11 protein-coding genes are annotated in these 16,273 nt (G+C 65.0%); 8 read left to right on the top strand and 3 right to left on the bottom strand.

What is annotated here, in order from left to right; genetic code table 11:
* Positions 1-21 precede the first annotated feature (21 nt).
* Positions 22-888, top strand: coding sequence for a proteasome-type protease (locus tag NCR93_RS18955; protein WP_008352816.1), 867 nt, complete (start codon positions 22-24; stop codon positions 886-888).
* Positions 889-894: 6 nt separating this feature from the next.
* Here the strand turns inward: NCR93_RS18955 and NCR93_RS18950 are convergent, their stop codons facing one another.
* The 3 genes from NCR93_RS18950 to NCR93_RS18940 form a co-directional block, all read right to left on the bottom strand.
* The gene (locus NCR93_RS18950; RefSeq protein ID WP_008352817.1) at positions 895-1,827 is read right to left on the bottom strand and encodes a glycerophosphodiester phosphodiesterase family protein; all 933 of its coding nucleotides are present in this window, start codon (positions 1,825-1,827) and stop codon (positions 895-897) included.
* Between the two features lie 240 nt (positions 1,828-2,067).
* The gene (locus NCR93_RS18945) at positions 2,068-3,231 is read right to left on the bottom strand and encodes a porin (RefSeq protein ID WP_008352819.1); all 1,164 of its coding nucleotides are present in this window, start codon (positions 3,229-3,231) and stop codon (positions 2,068-2,070) included.
* A 325-nt stretch (positions 3,232-3,556) separates the two neighbouring features.
* Entirely contained in the window at positions 3,557-4,891 is a 1,335-nt protein-coding gene (locus NCR93_RS18940; protein ID WP_175979543.1) for a YihY/virulence factor BrkB family protein, read from the bottom strand.
* Between the two features lie 250 nt (positions 4,892-5,141).
* Here NCR93_RS18940 and fdnG point away from each other — a divergent pair, with 250 nt between their 5' ends.
* The 7 genes from fdnG (at position 5,142) to NCR93_RS18905 (ending at position 16,257) form a co-directional block, all read left to right on the top strand.
* Entirely contained in the window at positions 5,142-8,210 is a 3,069-nt protein-coding gene (gene fdnG, locus NCR93_RS18935; protein ID WP_144403755.1) for a formate dehydrogenase-N subunit alpha, read from the top strand.
* A gap of 10 nt (positions 8,211-8,220) precedes the next feature.
* Entirely contained in the window at positions 8,221-9,165 is a 945-nt protein-coding gene (fdxH, locus tag NCR93_RS18930) for a formate dehydrogenase subunit beta (RefSeq protein WP_008352823.1), read from the top strand.
* On the top strand, positions 9,152-9,802 hold the full coding sequence (locus tag NCR93_RS18925; RefSeq protein ID WP_008352824.1) for a formate dehydrogenase subunit gamma: 651 nt from the start codon (positions 9,152-9,154) through the stop codon (positions 9,800-9,802). Before fdxH ends, NCR93_RS18925 begins: the two co-directional genes overlap by 14 nt.
* Positions 9,803-9,905: 103 nt before the next feature.
* Positions 9,906-10,880 carry a formate dehydrogenase accessory protein FdhE gene (gene fdhE / locus NCR93_RS18920; RefSeq protein WP_175979542.1) on the top strand — a complete coding sequence of 325 codons (975 nt, stop codon included), beginning with the start codon at positions 9,906-9,908 and terminating at the stop codon, positions 10,878-10,880.
* On the top strand, positions 10,877-12,322 hold the full coding sequence (gene selA, locus NCR93_RS18915) for an L-seryl-tRNA(Sec) selenium transferase (protein ID WP_175979541.1): 1,446 nt from the start codon (positions 10,877-10,879) through the stop codon (positions 12,320-12,322). The genes fdhE and selA overlap by 4 nt, the downstream gene beginning before the upstream one ends.
* Positions 12,319-14,226 carry a selenocysteine-specific translation elongation factor gene (gene selB / locus NCR93_RS18910; RefSeq protein WP_175979540.1) on the top strand — a complete coding sequence of 636 codons (1,908 nt, stop codon included), beginning with the start codon at positions 12,319-12,321 and terminating at the stop codon, positions 14,224-14,226. The genes selA and selB overlap by 4 nt, the downstream gene beginning before the upstream one ends.
* 27 nt (positions 14,227-14,253) lie before the next feature.
* Entirely contained in the window at positions 14,254-16,257 is a 2,004-nt protein-coding gene (locus NCR93_RS18905; RefSeq protein ID WP_008352831.1) for a VTT domain-containing protein, read from the top strand.
* The last annotated feature ends 16 nt before the right edge of the window (positions 16,258-16,273 follow it).

Below are 16,273 nucleotides of genomic sequence, written 5' to 3'. Positions count from 1 at the left end.
CTTGTTTCAGGACGGATCGACATGACTTATTGCGTGGGCATGTGCGTGGACGAGGGACTCGTGTTCCTGTCCGACACGCGCACCAACGCCGGCGTGGACCACGTGAGCGCCGCGCGCAAGATGGCTGTTTTCGAACAGCCGGGAGAGCGCGTACTCGTCCTGCTCGCGGCGGGCAATCTCGCCTTGACGCAGGCGGTGACGCATCTGCTCGTGGAGCCCTCCGATCCGAACGCGCCCACGCTGTATAGCGTCCAGACGATGGCGGAAGCCGCGCGCATCGTCGGCGATGCGGTGCGCGAGGTGCATCGGCGCGACGCGCTGTCGCTCGCTGAATTCAGCGTCGACTTCAATTGCAGCTTCATCCTCGGCGGACAGATCTTCGGCCAGCCGCCGCGACTCTTCATGATCTACGCGGCGGGCAATTTCATCGAATCGACGCGCGTGTCGCCGTATTTCCAGATCGGCGAATCGAAGTACGGCAAGCCGATCATCGATCGCGTGATCACGCCGTCGTCGCCGCTCGACGAAGCCGCCAAATGCGCGCTCATTTCGATGGATTCGACGCTGCGCTCGAATCTCTCGGTCGGTCTGCCGCTCGATCTGCTGGTCTACGAGAAGGACTCGCTGCGCGTCACGCGCTTCGCCACGCTCGACAACAACAGCGCGTACTACCAGATGATCAACAAGACCTGGGGCGAGCGTCTGAGGCAGCTTTTCGGCGAGATTCCGAACCCTTCGTGGACCGAGCTCGACAATGTTCCGCTGCGTCCGCGCGAGACGCGCAGCACGGTGCCGCGGCTCGTCATCGGCGATCTGCCGTGCCCGGGCGCGCCCGCGCAGACGCTCGCGCAAGACGTCGAATCGAACGGCAACGCGCCGCATCAGTGAGCGGCTTCAGGGGCACGGCAGCGGCAGCGCAATGCCCGACCTGACCGCTTGCATCTTTCGCGGCGAATCGGTGAGCACGGCCGTCATGCCGATACAGGCGGCGGCGCGATAATCGTCGGCGTTGTCGATGCCGATCGCGAGGATCGGGGTCTCGCCTCTGGTGCGAAAGCACTGCACCGCTGCGGGCGTCCAGAGTCTCGACGTCACCGCCGAGCGCGCTTCCCCGAGCGTGAACGTTTCGACCAATTCCATCTTTCTCGCATACTCGAACGCGGTCCATCTTCCGGGCGACGGTGCGTCCTTGCACGTGGATTCGAGCGCCACGTAGGCGAGGCGGGCGCGTGTCGCATCGCGCGACTCGAACAGCCGCGAACGTGCCTGCGGATAGGCCGAGAAGGCCCGTTGATAGGCGGCATCGGTCGAATAGATCAGCACGCGTGACCACGCGTTTTCCTCGTCCAGCACGCGCGCGACCGCCGCCGTCTGAGGTCCGGCGGGCAATGCCTTCATGTCGAGCATCACGGGTACGTCGGGCGGAATCACGCGCAACGCCTGCGCGAGCGATGGAATACGCAGCGCGTGATCGCGATACGGATAGCGCGTCACGCCGTTTCCATCGGCGAGGGCGAAGTTCCGTCCGGCGTCGAGATGTTGCAGCGCGCCGAAGTCGTGGTCCGCGACCGTTCCGTTGCCATCCGTGTTGGTCGAAAGATCGGCCGGGCGATAGAGCACCGGCACGCCATCGCGGGTGAGTTGCACTGTGAGCCAGATCGCATCGGCGCGATTGTGCAGCGCGCCCTGGATGGCGATCAGCGTGTTCTCCGGGTAATCGGCTGCGCCGCCGCGATGCGCGATGATCATCGGCAAGGCGGACGCGTGCGCAGTATCGGACCGATGCGCGGCTGTCGTGCAGGCGGTTGCGGCGATGCACGCGGCCATTGCAAGCGGAGCCAGAAGTCTTGAGCGAAGCGGCATTCAGCGAACCCCCGGGGCATTGAGATTCGGCCGATTCTGCCGCCGTTGTCCGGGCGGGATGACGCGCACGCGGTTGATTCAACACTTTGTTGCGCTTGCCGCTTTCGGACGCGAAAAAAAACAGCCATCGGAAAACCGATGGCTGTTCGAGGATGCTGCAGTCCTTCCGGCGCGGCACTCGCGTGCCACGCCAGTCGGTTGTTCTTAGAACTTGTGGCGCAGGCCGATGAGCACCAGTTCCTGGTGGCTGCGGCCGCTTGCGAAACCGAAGTCGCTGATCGAAGCTTGCGCTTCTTGCGTCGAGCCGTCCGCGTTGCGCTGCGTGCCGCTTGCGTGCTGATAAGCGCCGACAGCGTAGACGTCCGTGCGCTTCGACAGCGAGTAGTCCGCGCCGATCGAAACCTGGTGGTAGTTCGCCGACGTGTCGCCGCTGCCGTGCGTGTACGTGTAGCCCAGGCCGAGCAGCGTTGCCGGCGTCAGCTGGAAGTTCAGGTACGCGTTGGCGACGTTGAACTTCTCTTGTTCCGTGAACGTCGAGCTGCCGTCGTTCTTGTACTGAGCGAAGCTGTACGAAGCGCCGGCCGTGAACGGACCGAACACGTACTGGCCTGCGCCGCGCGCGATGGCGACTGCGTGGGCCGTCTGGTAGCCGACGTTGATCACCGTGTTGAACAGCGAATCCGACGACGGGCTGTTCCAGCCGGTGGTGCCGGTCGTGCGGCCAGCCGTCGGGTTGTTCACGTACAGGTAGCTGGCGGCCAACGAGAACGGACCGTTGCCGTACGTTGCAGCGGCACCCCAGGTCTGGCCCTGGCCGGTAGCGCCCGCGAGGTTGCTGAAGCCGTAGATGCCTTCGAACTGGAAGCCGGAGAACACCGGCGACACGTACTTGACGGCGTTGCTCACGCGCAGGCTGTTGTCGTAGTTGTCGACGTCGCCCGGCGTTGCGAAGGCAGCGCCCCAGTAGTTGTCGGCCGTGAGGCCCTGAACCATGTCGACCGACGGGTCATACTGACGACCCAACGTGACCGTACCCCACTGGTTGCCGCTCAAACCGACGAACGCTTGACGGCCGAACAGACGACCACCCTGGTTCGACTGACCCGTGCCCGGATCGAAGCCGCTTTCCAACTGGAAGATTGCCTTGAGGCCGCCACCGAGGTCTTCCTGACCCTTCAAGCCCCAACGCGGGCCGGACAGCGTGCCGTTGACCATGCCGAACAGATGGTCGCCGTTTTCGTTGGCGTGGCTCACATATGCGAGACCGGTATCGATCACGCCATAGAGCGTCACGCTCGTTTGTGCTTGCGCCGCGCCTGCTGCGCCGAGCAGCGCCAGCGAGAGGGACGTCAGTGCGATTCGTTTCATCGAATTCTCCACGCGAATGATTAATCGTTGTTGCCGGCGCAGAGAATAACGCAACGTTTCGTAACTTCAGAAACGAAAAAATATTGACTGTCTCGAAAAACACACACTTGGGCGTGAAGCCCGCCTGTCAAGGTTCTCAGGCAGTCGCAAGGGGAATTTTGGGAGACAGGGCTATCCCGGAAAAGTTCCGCGCGCAATCGGACATTTGAATCGGATTTTCTGGACGCCGATATTCGATTACTTGCTTTTGAAATAACAAATGGCTTTCCCGGCGCGCGATCTTTCGGATTCGACGGACAGCCGCGCGACATAGCGCGCAAGCGCCTCAGCCGCGGTCGTTTTCACGCGCGGCATCGCGACGCGAAAGCAATGCGAGCGCCATTCCCGCGCCTGCCGCCACGAGCACCGCGCGCCACGGATGCCGCCGCACCGCAGCATTCGCATGCGATGCCTTGCGGCCAGCGCCGACCATCGCGAGCGCGGTGGCGCGCGTGGCCGTCGATTCGGCGCGCGCGAGCTTGCGCGACAACGCCAGCGCCCGCGCGACGGCGGATACCTTCCTGCGCGCCTGTCCCGTCAGTTGTTGCGCGTGTTGTGCGCGGGCGCCGATCGCGCGGCGCGCGCTCGCCGTGGCGGGGGCATCGTCAGGAGCGCTTGCCGGCGTGAGCGGCGCGGCGGCGGATGCGGCGCCCGCGACCGGCACAGCCGTGCGCGTCGAGGCCGCGAGCAGCGAGCCAATCTTCGCGCGGCTGCCCGGCGGCACGCGGCCATTGTTCTGCTGTCCCCATGCGCCGCGCGGATCGTGCATTCGCGCGCGCGCCGCCGAAAATTCCGCGCCCAGCAGGAGCACGGCGGCGGAGAAGTACAGCCACATCAGCAGCACGGCGAGCGAACCCGCCGCGCCGAACGCGCTCGCGGTGCCCGCGTGGGTCAGATACAAGGCGAACAGCTTCTTGCCCGCCGAGAAAAGCAGCGCGGAGACGAGCCCGCCGACGAGCGCATCGCGCCATTGCACGGGCGCATCGGGGAGGAACTTCATCAATGCGCCGAACGCGGCGGTGAGAATCGCGAGCCCGACCACGAGCTGCACGACGTCGCCGACGATCACGAACGGCGAATTTGCCCACAGCCACATGCCGACCGCCTGAATCGCGGTATCGAGCACGAGCGAGACGATCAGCAGAAACGCGACGCCGAGCACGAGCCCGAACGACACGAGCCGCACGCGCACCAGCGTCATGATGCTGGAGCGCTGCTCGCCGCTCATCGGCCAGACGATGTTGAGCGCCGTATTGAGCGATGAAAACGTCGCCGATGCACCGACCGCGAGCAGCACGAACGAGATGATCGCGGCGATGCCGGTCCCGCTGCTGCGATGCGCGTTCTCGACGATGCTCTGCACGCCCGCCGCGGCCTGATCGCCGATGAGTCCGTTCACTTGATGAAAAAGTTGCCCGCGCGCCGCCTCCGGTCCGAAGATCCAGCCCGCGACGGCGATCACCATGACGAGCGTCGGCGCGAGCGAGAACGCCGAGTAGAACGCGATGCTCGCGGCCATCGCGGCGCAGCGGTCTTCCGAGAACTGCTTCAGCGCGCCGAGCGCCCACGAAGCGTCTTTCTTCACCACCGCTTCGATCTTCTGGGTTGAGACGGAACTCATGGCGACCTCTCGGTTCGATGAATGGAGCGCGAATGTTTCACCCCGTCGAGCACGTTCCATTCCAGAACATGCGTGGTCAGGCGCGGCGCTTGCTAAAGCGACAAGGTTGCGTATGAAGTATTCGTTGCATGCAACGCGCGCAAGACCTGTGATTGGTGCAAATACCGTGTCAACCTGTCTGCGGGATGTAATCGGGCACCATATACTTTAGTAACCCAGTAACCCACATTACGACGCGCCGAGGGCAATCATGCTCCAAATGTCACGGCGACAGTTCCTCAAGGTCTCTGCGAGCACGCTCGCCGGTTCGAGCCTGGCGGCAATGGGCTTCTCTCCGGCTCCCGCGCTCGCAGAAGTCCGGCAATACAAACTGTCGCGCACCACGGAAACGCGCAACACCTGTCCGTACTGTTCAGTCGGGTGCGGCATCCTCATGTACGGTCTCGGCGACAACGCCAAGAACGCAAAATCGAGCATCATCCACATCGAAGGCGATCCGGATCATCCGGTCAATCGCGGCACGCTCTGCCCGAAAGGCGCATCGCTCATCGACTTCATACATAGCCCGAGCCGGCTGACGTATCCCGAGCATCGCGCGCCGGGGTCGAACGAGTGGAAACGCATCTCGTGGGAAGAGGCGCTCGATCGCATCGCCGAGTTGTTGAAGGAAGATCGCGATGCGAATTTCGTCGAGAAGACGCCCGACGGCAAGACGGTCAATCGATGGCTGACTTCGGGCTTTCTGGCGGCGTCGGCGGGAAGCAACGAAGTCGGCTATCTGACGCACAAGACGGTGCGCAGTTGGGGAATGCTCGCATTCGATAATCAGGCGCGTGTCTGACATGGCCCGACGGTGGCAGGTCTTGCCCCGACGTTTGGCCGTGGAGCGATGACGAACCATTGGGTCGACATCAAGAACACGGACCTGATTCTCGTGATGGGCGGCAATGCAGCCGAGGCGCATCCGTGCGGCTTCAAGTGGGTGACGGAGGCGAAGGCGCATCGGCGCGCGCGTCTCATCGTCGTGGACCCGCGCTTCACGCGCACGGCATCGGTCGCGGATTTCTACGCGCCGATTCGCACCGGCACGGACATCGCGTTCCTCGGCGGCGTCATCAACTATCTGCTCACGAACGACAAGATCCAGCACGAGTACGTGAAGAACTACACGGACATGTCGTTCATCGTGCGCGAGGACTTCGCGTTCAAGGACGGCGTGTTCTCGGGCTATGACGCGGAACATCGCAAGTACGACAAGACGAGCTGGGATTACGAGCGCGGCGACGACGGCTATGTGAAGACCGATCCGACCTTGCAGCATCCGCGCTGCGTCTACAACCTGTTGAAGCAGCACTACGCCGCCTACACGCCGGAAATGGTGACGAAGGTTTGCGGCACGCCGACCGACAAGTTCCTCAAGGTCTGCGAGATGCTCGCGACGACCGCGGCGCCGAATCGCGCCGGCACGATTCTCTATGCGCTCGGCTGGACGCATCACTCGGTCGGCGCGCAGATGATTCGCACGGGCGCGATGGTGCAGCTTCTGCTCGGCAATATCGGCATCGCGGGCGGCGGCATGAATGCGCTGCGCGGGCACTCGAACATTCAAGGCCTGACCGATCTCGGCCTGATGTCGAATCTGCTGCCCGGCTACATGACCTTGCCGATGGAAGGCGAGCAGGAATACGAGGACTACATCAAGAAGCGCGCGTCGCAGCCGCTGCGGCCGAATCAACTGAGCTACTGGAAGAACTATCGCGCGTTTTACGTGAGCTTCATGAAGTCGTGGTGGGGCGATAACGCGACGGCCGACAACAACTTCGGCTATGACATGCTGCCGAAGCTCGACAAGTCCTACGACATGCTGCAGGTCTTCGAGCTGATGGCGCAGGGCAAGATGAACGGCTACATCTGCCAGGGCTTCAATCCGCTTGCGGCGGCGCCGAACAAGGCGAAGATCGGGCTCGGCCTGTCGAAGCTGAAATGGCTCGTCATCATGGATCCGCTCGCGACCGAGACGTCGGAGTTCTGGAAGAATCACGGCGAATTCAACGATGTCGATTCGTCGAAGATTCAGACCGAAGTGTTCCGTCTGCCGACGAGTTGCTTCGCCGAAGAGCGCGGCTCGCTCGTCAGTTCGTCGCGCGTATTGCAATGGCACTGGCAGGGCACGACGCCGCCGGGCGAAGCGCGAAGCGATCTCGAGATCATGTCGGGATTGTGGCTGCGCATGCGCAAGGCATATCAGGAGAAGGGCGGCAAATATCCCGATCCGATCCTGAAGATGACGTGGCCGTACGCGGACCCGGAAAGCCCGACGCCGGAGGAAATCGCGATGGAGTTCAACGGCCGCGCGCTCGCCGACGTCACCGATCCGACCGATCAGACGAAGGTCCTCGCCAAACGCGGCGAGCAACTGGCGAGCTTCGCGCAACTGCGCGACGACGGCTCGACCGCCAGCGGATGCTGGATCTTCTGCGGATCGTGGACGCAGGCGGGCAACCAGATGGGCCGGCGCGACAACTCCGATCCGACGGGCATCGGGCAGACGCTCGGCTGGGCGTGGGCGTGGCCGGCGAATCGGCGTGTGCTGTACAACCGCGCATCGTGCGATGTGAACGGCAAGCCGTTCGATCCGTCGAGAAAGCTCGTCGCGTGGAACGGGCGCGCGTGGGGCGGTCCGGATGTCCCCGACTTCAAGGTCGACGAACCGCCGGACAAGGGCATGAGTCCGTTCATCATGAATCCGGAGGGCGTGGCGCGATTCTTCGCACGCGACGGCATGAACGAAGGCCCGTTCCCCGCGCACTATGAGCCGTTCGAGACGCCGCTCGGCCATAACCCGTTCTTCCCCGACAACAAGGCGGTGACGAGCAATCCGGCCGCGCGCGTCTTCCCCGACGATCGCGCCGCGTTCGGCACCGCCGACAAGTTCCCGGACACCGCGACCACGTATCGCCTCACCGAGCACTTCCACTACTGGACCAAGCACGCGCGGCTCAACGCGATCGTGCAGCCGCAGCAGTTCGTGGAGATCGGCGAGGAGCATGCGAAGGAAGTCGGCGTCGTCGCGGGGGATCGCGTGAAGGTGTCGAGCAATCGCGGGCATGTCGTCGCGGTGGCGCTCGTCACGAAGCGCATCAAACCACTGACTGTGGAGGGCAAGAAGGTGCACACCGTCGGCCTGCCGCTGCACTGGGGCTTCAAGGGCCTCACGCAGCCGGGCTATCTCGTCAACACGCTCACGCCTTCCGTGGGCGACGGGAACTCGCAGACACCCGAGTTCAAGTCGTTCCTCGTGAAGGTCGAGAAGGCATAGGGAGGACGAGATGGCTCTGCAATCGCTCGATATCAAGCGTCTCTCCGCGACGACCGTGCCGCAGACGCAAATACGCGAGCCGGTGACGGGCACGGTCGCGAAGCTCATCGACGTGTCGAAGTGCATCGGCTGCAAGGCGTGTCAGACGGCGTGCATGGAGTGGAACGACCTGCGCGACGATATCGGTCACACGACCGGCATCTACGACAATCCGCGCGACCTGACGGAGCATTCGTGGACGGTGATGCGCTTCACCGAATACGAAAATCCGAAGGGCGACCTCGAATGGCTGATCCGCAAGGACGGCTGCATGCATTGCGAGGATCCGGGTTGCCTGAAGGCGTGTCCTTCGCCGGGCGCGATCATTCAGTACACGAACGGCATCGTGGATTTTCACGAGGAGAACTGCATCGGCTGCGGCTATTGCATTACCGGCTGCCCGTTCAATATTCCGCGGCTTTCGAAGGAAGATCATCGCGTGTACAAGTGCACGCTATGTTCGGATCGCGTCGCGGTCGGGCAGGAGCCCGCGTGCGTGAAGACGTGCCCGACCGGCGCGATCATGTTCGGCACCAAGGTCGACATGCAGCAGCAGGCGGCCGATCGCGTCGAGGATCTGAAGGAGCGCGGCTTTGCTAACGCGGGCCTCTACGATCCGGCGGGCGTGGGTGGCACGCATGTGATGTACGTGCTGCATCACGCGGATCAGCCGGAGCTGTATCACGGGCTCGCGAAGGATCCGCACATCAGTCCGCTCGTGTCGATATGGAAGGGCGTGACGAAGCCGCTCGCGATGATCGGCATCGCGTTGGCGGCGTTTGCGGGCTTCTTCCATTACACGCGCGTCGGGCCGAACGAAGTCAGCGAGGAAGACGAACTCGAAGCGCATCGCGAAGCGGAAGAAGTGCAGCGTCGGCGTGAAGGCGGACAGGAGCGTACAGATGAAACACGATAGCGAACTGCGTGACGTGAAGGGCCATCGGCTGATCGTGCGCTACACGCCGAACGAGCGCACGAATCACTGGATCACCGCGATCACCTTCGTGCTGCTCGCGCTGTCCGGACTCGCGATGTTTCATCCGTCGATGGCATGGCTCTATGCCGTGTTCGGCGGCGGGCAATGGACGCGCATCCTGCATCCGTTCGTCGGCTGCGTGATGTTCATCTCCTTCATGATCCTTGCGCTGCGCTTCTGGCATCACAACTATCTGGACAAGAACGACGTCCAGTGGATGAAGCAGATGAACGACGTGCTCACCAATCGCGAGGATCGCCTGCCTGAGATCGGCAAGTACAACGCCGGGCAAAAGCTGTTGTTCTTCGTGATGGTGGCGAGTCTCGTGTTGCTGCTCGTGAGCGGCATCGTGATCTGGCGCAGATACTTCGCGTTCTATTTCCCGATTACCGTGATTCGTCTTGCATCCGTCGTGCACGCGGCGACGGCGTTCGTGCTGATCGTGTCGATCATCGTGCATATCTATGCGGCGCTTTGGGTGAAGGGTTCGATCGGCGCGATGACGCGCGGCACTGTCACGTATGGATGGGCGCGCAAGCATCATCCGCGGTGGTTCAGGGAGATGATCGGGAAGTAGAAATCCGGCGCGACGTTGGGCCAATACGTGCGGGGTGCGGTCCATTTCATATCCGTTTTGCTGATATGCTCGGTCGACCGTTCACCCCGCGAGGAAACCTTCCGTGGTCCAACGCATAGTCGAAGCCTCGCGAATCGAATCGCTCGATCCGTCGGCCATTCCGCGTTTGCGCATGCCGGAGCGCGCGACGATATTCGCCACGCGCGCCGCACGTCTTCGGCAACTCGCCGACGCAAGCAATCCCATCTCCGGTTATCTGCGCCTGATGGCCGCGCTCGCCGACGCCCAGCAGCGCGTGCTCGCGCATTTCAATGCGCCGATGCCCTCGCGCGAGTCCATCGAACTGAATCAGCGTCATTCGATGCCGATCGTTCCCGCGCTCACGGATGACCGCGATCCCGCGTGGCGCGACGTACTCTTCATGCTGCTCGACGGCATCGAAGCCGCCGGCGCGCTAACGCCCGCGCTCGCGCAACTCGTCGCCCGTCTGCGCGCGCTCGACGCCGCCGCGCTCGACGCCCAAGCCGACGCGATCCTCGCGCTGCGCTTCGCCGAAATCGATCCGGCCGCCGCGCCCCTCATCGCGGCCGCGCTGCAAGTCGTGTGGACCGATCTCGCCAGCCGCATCGACATGCGGGACGTGCCGTATCTCGACACGCCCGGCGTATGTCCCGTCTGCGGCTCGGTGCCGGTCGCGAGCATCGTGCGCGTGGGCGGCGCGTATGAAGGTTATCGCTACGTGCAATGCGGACTGTGCGCGACGGAGCTTCACGTAGTCCGCGCGAAATGCACGAACTGCGATTCGACCAAAGGCATCGCGTATCACGTGATGGGTACGGGCGACGAACCCGAGGAAGAAAAAACGGCGAAGGCGACAAGCGCGCCGCTCAAGGCGGAATCGTGCGACGAATGCGGCACGTACCGCAAGATCGGCTATCAGGAGAAGGCTTACGACTTCGAACCTTACGCCGACGATCTCGCGAGCCTCACGCTCGATCTCCTGATGGGCGATGCGGGTTTTCGGCGCGCGGCGCCGCATCCGTGGCTCTGGCCCGAACAACAGGAAGGCGATCGATGAGCGATGTCACAGGCGACGGCGGCGAGTTGCGCGCATTGATGGCTCGCGTGCCATCGGTCGAGCGCGTGCTGGCATCCGCGGAGTTCGAGGCGGTGATCGCCACGTACGGCCGCACGCAGGCGCTCGCCGCATTGCGCGCGACGCTCGATGCATGGCGCGTCGATGCGCAAGCGGGCCGCGCGTCCGTCGATGCACTGAGCGATGCGCAACTCGCGCTCGCCGTCGACGCGCGGCTCGCGAAACGCGCGCGCAGCAACGTGCGCAGCGTCTTCAACCTGACGGGCACGGTGCTGCATACGAATCTCGGCCGCGCGCTGCTGCCCGACGAAGCGGTGCGCGCGGTCGCCGAAGTGCTCACGCGTCCGGCGAATCTCGAGTTCGATCTCGACACCGGCGCGCGCGGCGATCGCGACGATCTCATCAACGGCCTCATCTGCGAGCTGACGGGCGCCGAAGCCGCGACCGTCGTCAACAACAACGCGGCGGCCGTGCTGCTGACGCTTTCCGCGCTCGCATCGCGCAAGGAAGTGATCGTGTCGCGCGGCGAACTCGTCGAGATCGGCGGCGCGTTCCGCATTCCCGACATCATGAATCGTGCGGGCGCGAAGCTGCGCGAAGTCGGCACGACGAATCGCACGCATCTGTCAGACTACGACGAAGCGATCAACGCGAAGACCGCGCTCCTGATGAAGGTGCATTGCAGCAACTACGCCGTGAGCGGCTTCACGAAGGAAGTCACGCTCGCCGAACTCGCGCCGCTCGCGAAAGCGCGGAACTTGCCGGTCGCGGTCGATCTCGGCAGCGGCACGCTCGTCGATCTCGCGCAATGGGGCTTGCCGCGCGAAGCGACCGTGCGCGAGACGGTCGCGGCAGGCGCGGATCTCGTCACGTTCAGCGGCGACAAGCTGTTGGGCGGGCCGCAAGCGGGCCTGATCGTCGGGCGCGCGGATCTCATCGCGAAGATCAAGAAGCATCCGCTCAAGCGCGCATTGCGCGTCGGCAAGCTCACGCTCGCGGCGCTCGAAGCCGTGCTGCGTCTCTATCGCGCGCCTGAAACGCTGGCCGAGCGTCTCACGACATTGCGTCTGCTCACGCGTCCCGCCGACGCAATGCGCCTCGCCGCCGAACGCATCGAACCTGCGTTGCAGCGCATGATCGGCGATGCCTTCACTGTCAGCGCCGAACCGATGTTCAGCCAGATCGGCAGCGGCGCATTGCCCGTCGACGTGCTGCCGAGCTACGGCCTCGCGGTGCGCCTCGCGAGCGGCAAGCGCGCGGGCGGGCAACTCAATCGCATCGAGAAGCGGCTGCGCGAGTTGCCGCGTCCGGTCATCGGGCGCATCGCGGATGGCGCGCTGCGTCTCGATCTGCGCTGTCTCGAAGAAACCGATGAAGCCGCGTTCATCGCGCAGTTGGATGCAGGCGAGGACGCACGCGAATGATCGTCGGCACGGCGGGGCATATCGATCATGGCAAGACGACGCTCGTGCGCGCGCTCTCGGGCGTGGACACCGACCGGCTGAAGGAAGAGAAGGCGCGCGGCATCTCGATCGAACTCGGCTACGCGTACGTGCCTTTGGACGACGGCGGCGTGCTCGGCTTCATCGACGTGCCCGGACACGAGAAACTCGTGCACACGATGGCGGCGGGCGCGTGCGGCATCGACTTCGCCTTGCTCGTGATCGCCGCCGACGACGGCGTGATGCCGCAAACGCGCGAACATCTCGCGATCCTCGAACTGCTCGGCGTGACGCGCGGCGCGGTCGCGGTGACGAAGTGCGATCGCGTGGAGGCATCGCGCGTGCGCGACGTGCACGCCGAAATCGCGGCGTTGCTCGCGCGCGGCCCGTTGCGCGATGCGCCCTTGTTCGACACCGATGCCACTCAAGACGGTGACGCGGGCGTCGCTTCGTTGCGAGCGTATCTTCACGATGCCGCCGCGCACTGGCGCACGCGCCGCGACGATGGCTTCTTCCGGCTCGCGGTCGATCGCGTGTTCACGCTGACGGGGCAGGGCACGATCGCGACGGGCACGGTGTTCGCGGGCTGCGTGAACGTCGGCGACATGCTGGCGCTCGCGCCGCGCGAATCCGGCGGCGAGCCCGTGCGCGCGCGGAGCATTCACGCGCAGAATCGCGCCGCAGAGACGGGCCGTGCGGGCGAGCGCTGCGCGCTCAATCTCGCGGGCATCGACAAGGATGCGCTCGCACGCGGCGACTGGATCGTGGATGCGCGGCTCGCGCGGGCATCCGAACGGCTCGATGTCGAACTGAGCTTGCTCGGCGATGCGCAACTCACGCTCACACATTGGGCGCCCCTGCATGTGCATCTCGGCACGACGCATCGCGTCGCGCATGTGGCGCTGCTCGAAGCGGATACGCTCGCTGGGGGAAACACGGCGCGCGTGCAGCTCGTCTTCGATCAACCCGTTTGCGCGCTGCCCGGCGATCGCTTCATCGTGCGCAACGCGCAGGCGAACCGGACGGTCGGCGGCGGGCGCGTGCTCGATCCGTTCGCGCCCGCGCGCAAGCGCCGCACGCCGCAGCGCCGCGCGTGGCTCGATGCGCTCGTCGCGATGCTGGATACCGGTCGCGCCGATGCGCTTTTCGACGAAGCGCCGTATGGCTTGCCGCGCTCGCTTGTCGAGCATTTGTACGGGCGCGGCCTGTCGCCCGAAGGCGTGCGCGCCGTGCCCACGCACGATGACATGCTCTACATCGCGGCGCGTCACTGGGATGCGCTCAAGGCGCGCCTGCTCGATGCGCTAGCCGCTTTCCACGAACGCTTTCCCGACGAGCAAGGCCCCGACGCCGCGCGTCTGCGCCGCATGGCCGCGCCGCTCGCGCCGGACGCGCTGTGGCGCGCGCTCGTCGACGATGCGGTGACGAGCTGCGCGATCGCGAAGAGCGGGCCGTGGCTGCATCTGCCGTCGCATGCGGTGACGCTCGACGACAACGAGGAAGCGCTCGCTCGCGCGGTGCTCGCATCGCTCGAAGAAGGGCGTTTCGATCCGCCCTGGGTGCGTGATCTGGCGAAGGCGCAGGGCGTCGGCGAGGACGAGATGCGCAGGCTGCTCAGGAAGCTCGCGCGCCGCGGCGACGTGTATCAGGTGGTGCGCGATCTGTTTTATTGCCGCGCGTCGATCGGCGCGCTGGCGCAACTCGTCGCGCAATCGGCGCAAACGCAGGGCGGCGCGGTCGGTGCGGCCGCTTTCCGCGATGCGAGCGCGCTCGGCCGCAAGCGCGCGATACAGATTTTGGAGTTCTTCGACCGGGTTGGGTACACTCGATTCCACCGCGACCTGCACCTCTTGCGCGCCGATAGCCGCTGGCACGAGTCCGTCTGACGATTGCGCGCTCGTCCTTCCATCACGATGGAGCATCTCTACTTCAGGCTGCTGCATGTCATGTCGAGCCACCCCGAGTGGGCGCTCGCGGTCGTGCTGCTCGCGTCGTTTCTCGAATCGGTCGCGTTCATCGGTACGTTCGTGCCGGGCAGCACGGCCATGTTCATCGCGGGCGCGCTCGTCGGCGCGGGCGCGCTGAATCTCGGCTGGGTATTCGTCTGCGCGATCGCGGGCGCCATTGCGGGAGACGCCGCGAGTTTCTGGTTCGGCCAGCACTACGCGGACCGCATCGCGCAGATGTGGCCGTTCCGCTCGCATCCGGGCGCGCTCGTCGCCGGCAAGAAGTATTTCGACAAGCACGGCGCGAAGAGCGTCGTGCTCGCGCGCTTCGTCGCGCCGATGCGCGCGGTCGTGCCGGTCGTCGCGGGCGTGACCGGCATGACGCCGGCGCGCTTTCTCGTCGTCAACATACTGAGCGCGCTCATCTGGGCGCCGACGCATATCCTGCCGGGCGTCGTGTTCGGCGCGTCGATCGAACTGGCGGGCGCGGTGTCGATCCGGCTCGTCGTGATTCTGATTCTCGTCGCGGCGCTAGCGTGGATCGTGTTCAATCTCGCGCGCGTGATCGTTTCGCACGCGATGCGCTGGACCATCGCGTCGCGCGACGCGCTGCTCTCCTGGGCGCGGAAGGGCAACGGCCTGCCCGCGCGGCTCGTCTCGCGCGCGCTCGATCCGGGCAATCCGGCGACGGGCCTCATCGTCATGATCTCGGTGCTGCTGCTCGCGTCCGCAATCCTCTTTTTCTCGGTGCTCGCGAACGTGGCGCGCGGCGCGTCGATCGTTCAGGTCGATGTGTCGATTTACCGGCTGCTGCAATCGTTCCAGTCGACCTGGACCGATTCGATCCTCGATGTCGCCGCGACGCTCGGCAGCACGCAGACGCTGCTCGCGCTCGGCGCGACGGTCATCGTGTGGATGAGCTTCGAACGGCGTTGGCGCACGGTCACGTACTGGGTCGTGGCCGTGGCGTTTTCGCAATTGCTCGTCGCGGCGATCCGCTTCACCGCGCACGAGCCGGCGCTCGTTTCGTTCGCGCCGTCGGAGCATCGCTTTCCGAACAGCGACGTCGCGGCGACGGTCGTGATCTACGGCTTTCTCGCGTTCCTGCTGCTGCGGCGCGTGGGCATCCTGACGGGCGTGTTCATCGCGACGGCGACCTCGGCCATCGTGACGGCGGTCGGTCTGGCGGGGCTGTACTTCGGCCGCTTCACCATCTCCGATGCGCTCGGCAGCGCGGCGCTCGCCGCCGTCTGGGTCTTCCTGATCGCGCTCACGGCGGTATGGCGCAATCCCGGCAAGCCGCCGCCGCGGCCGCTGATGCCGGTCGCCGTGCTTGCCGTGATCTGCGCGAGCGTCGCGCTGCAAACGAGCGATGAAACGGAGGCGCACAGCGTCGTGCCATCGACCGTCGTCATTACGCCGATTCAGTGGACCGATTCGGTATGGCGCACGTTTTCCTGTTATCGAGCGAGCATGGAGGGCGATCGTCGCGAGCCGATCACCGTGCAATGGGCGGCGACGCCCGAGCAGATTCGCGCGCAACTGGCATCGCGCGGCTGGACGGAGGTGTCGCACGTGAGCCTGAAGAGCGTGATGTCGGTGGTGTTGCCGAATGCGCCCGCCATCGCGTTGCCCGCGTTGCCGCGCCTGAACAACGGCGAGCCGTCGAAGCTCGTGTTCGCGCGTTCCGTGCGCGGCGCCGACGAGCGCGACGTGCTGCGCTTCTGGCCCACGCATTACGAAGTGCGCCAGGACGCAGGCGCGCCGCCCGCGCCGATCTGGCTCGGCTCGGTCGTGCACGAGCGCCTGCGCCGTCCGTCGTGGCCGTTCAACGTGCTGCGCCCGGACCGGCGCGTCGATCCGATGGCCTTCGATCATGGCGAGGGCACGCCCTGGCGCGGTATCGAAATTGCGAGCAGCGCGGGATGCGGCAACGTGCCGGTGATGCTCGTCGAGTCGAGGTCCGAATGATGTTGCGATCGAGAGG

Source organism: Caballeronia sp. ATUFL_F1_KS39, assembly GCF_023630985.1.
Taxonomy (GTDB): Bacteria; Pseudomonadota; Gammaproteobacteria; order Burkholderiales; family Burkholderiaceae; genus Caballeronia; species Caballeronia zhejiangensis.
Note: the sequence above shows the minus strand (reverse complement) of the source record. Positions and strands in the feature narration are given on the sequence as shown.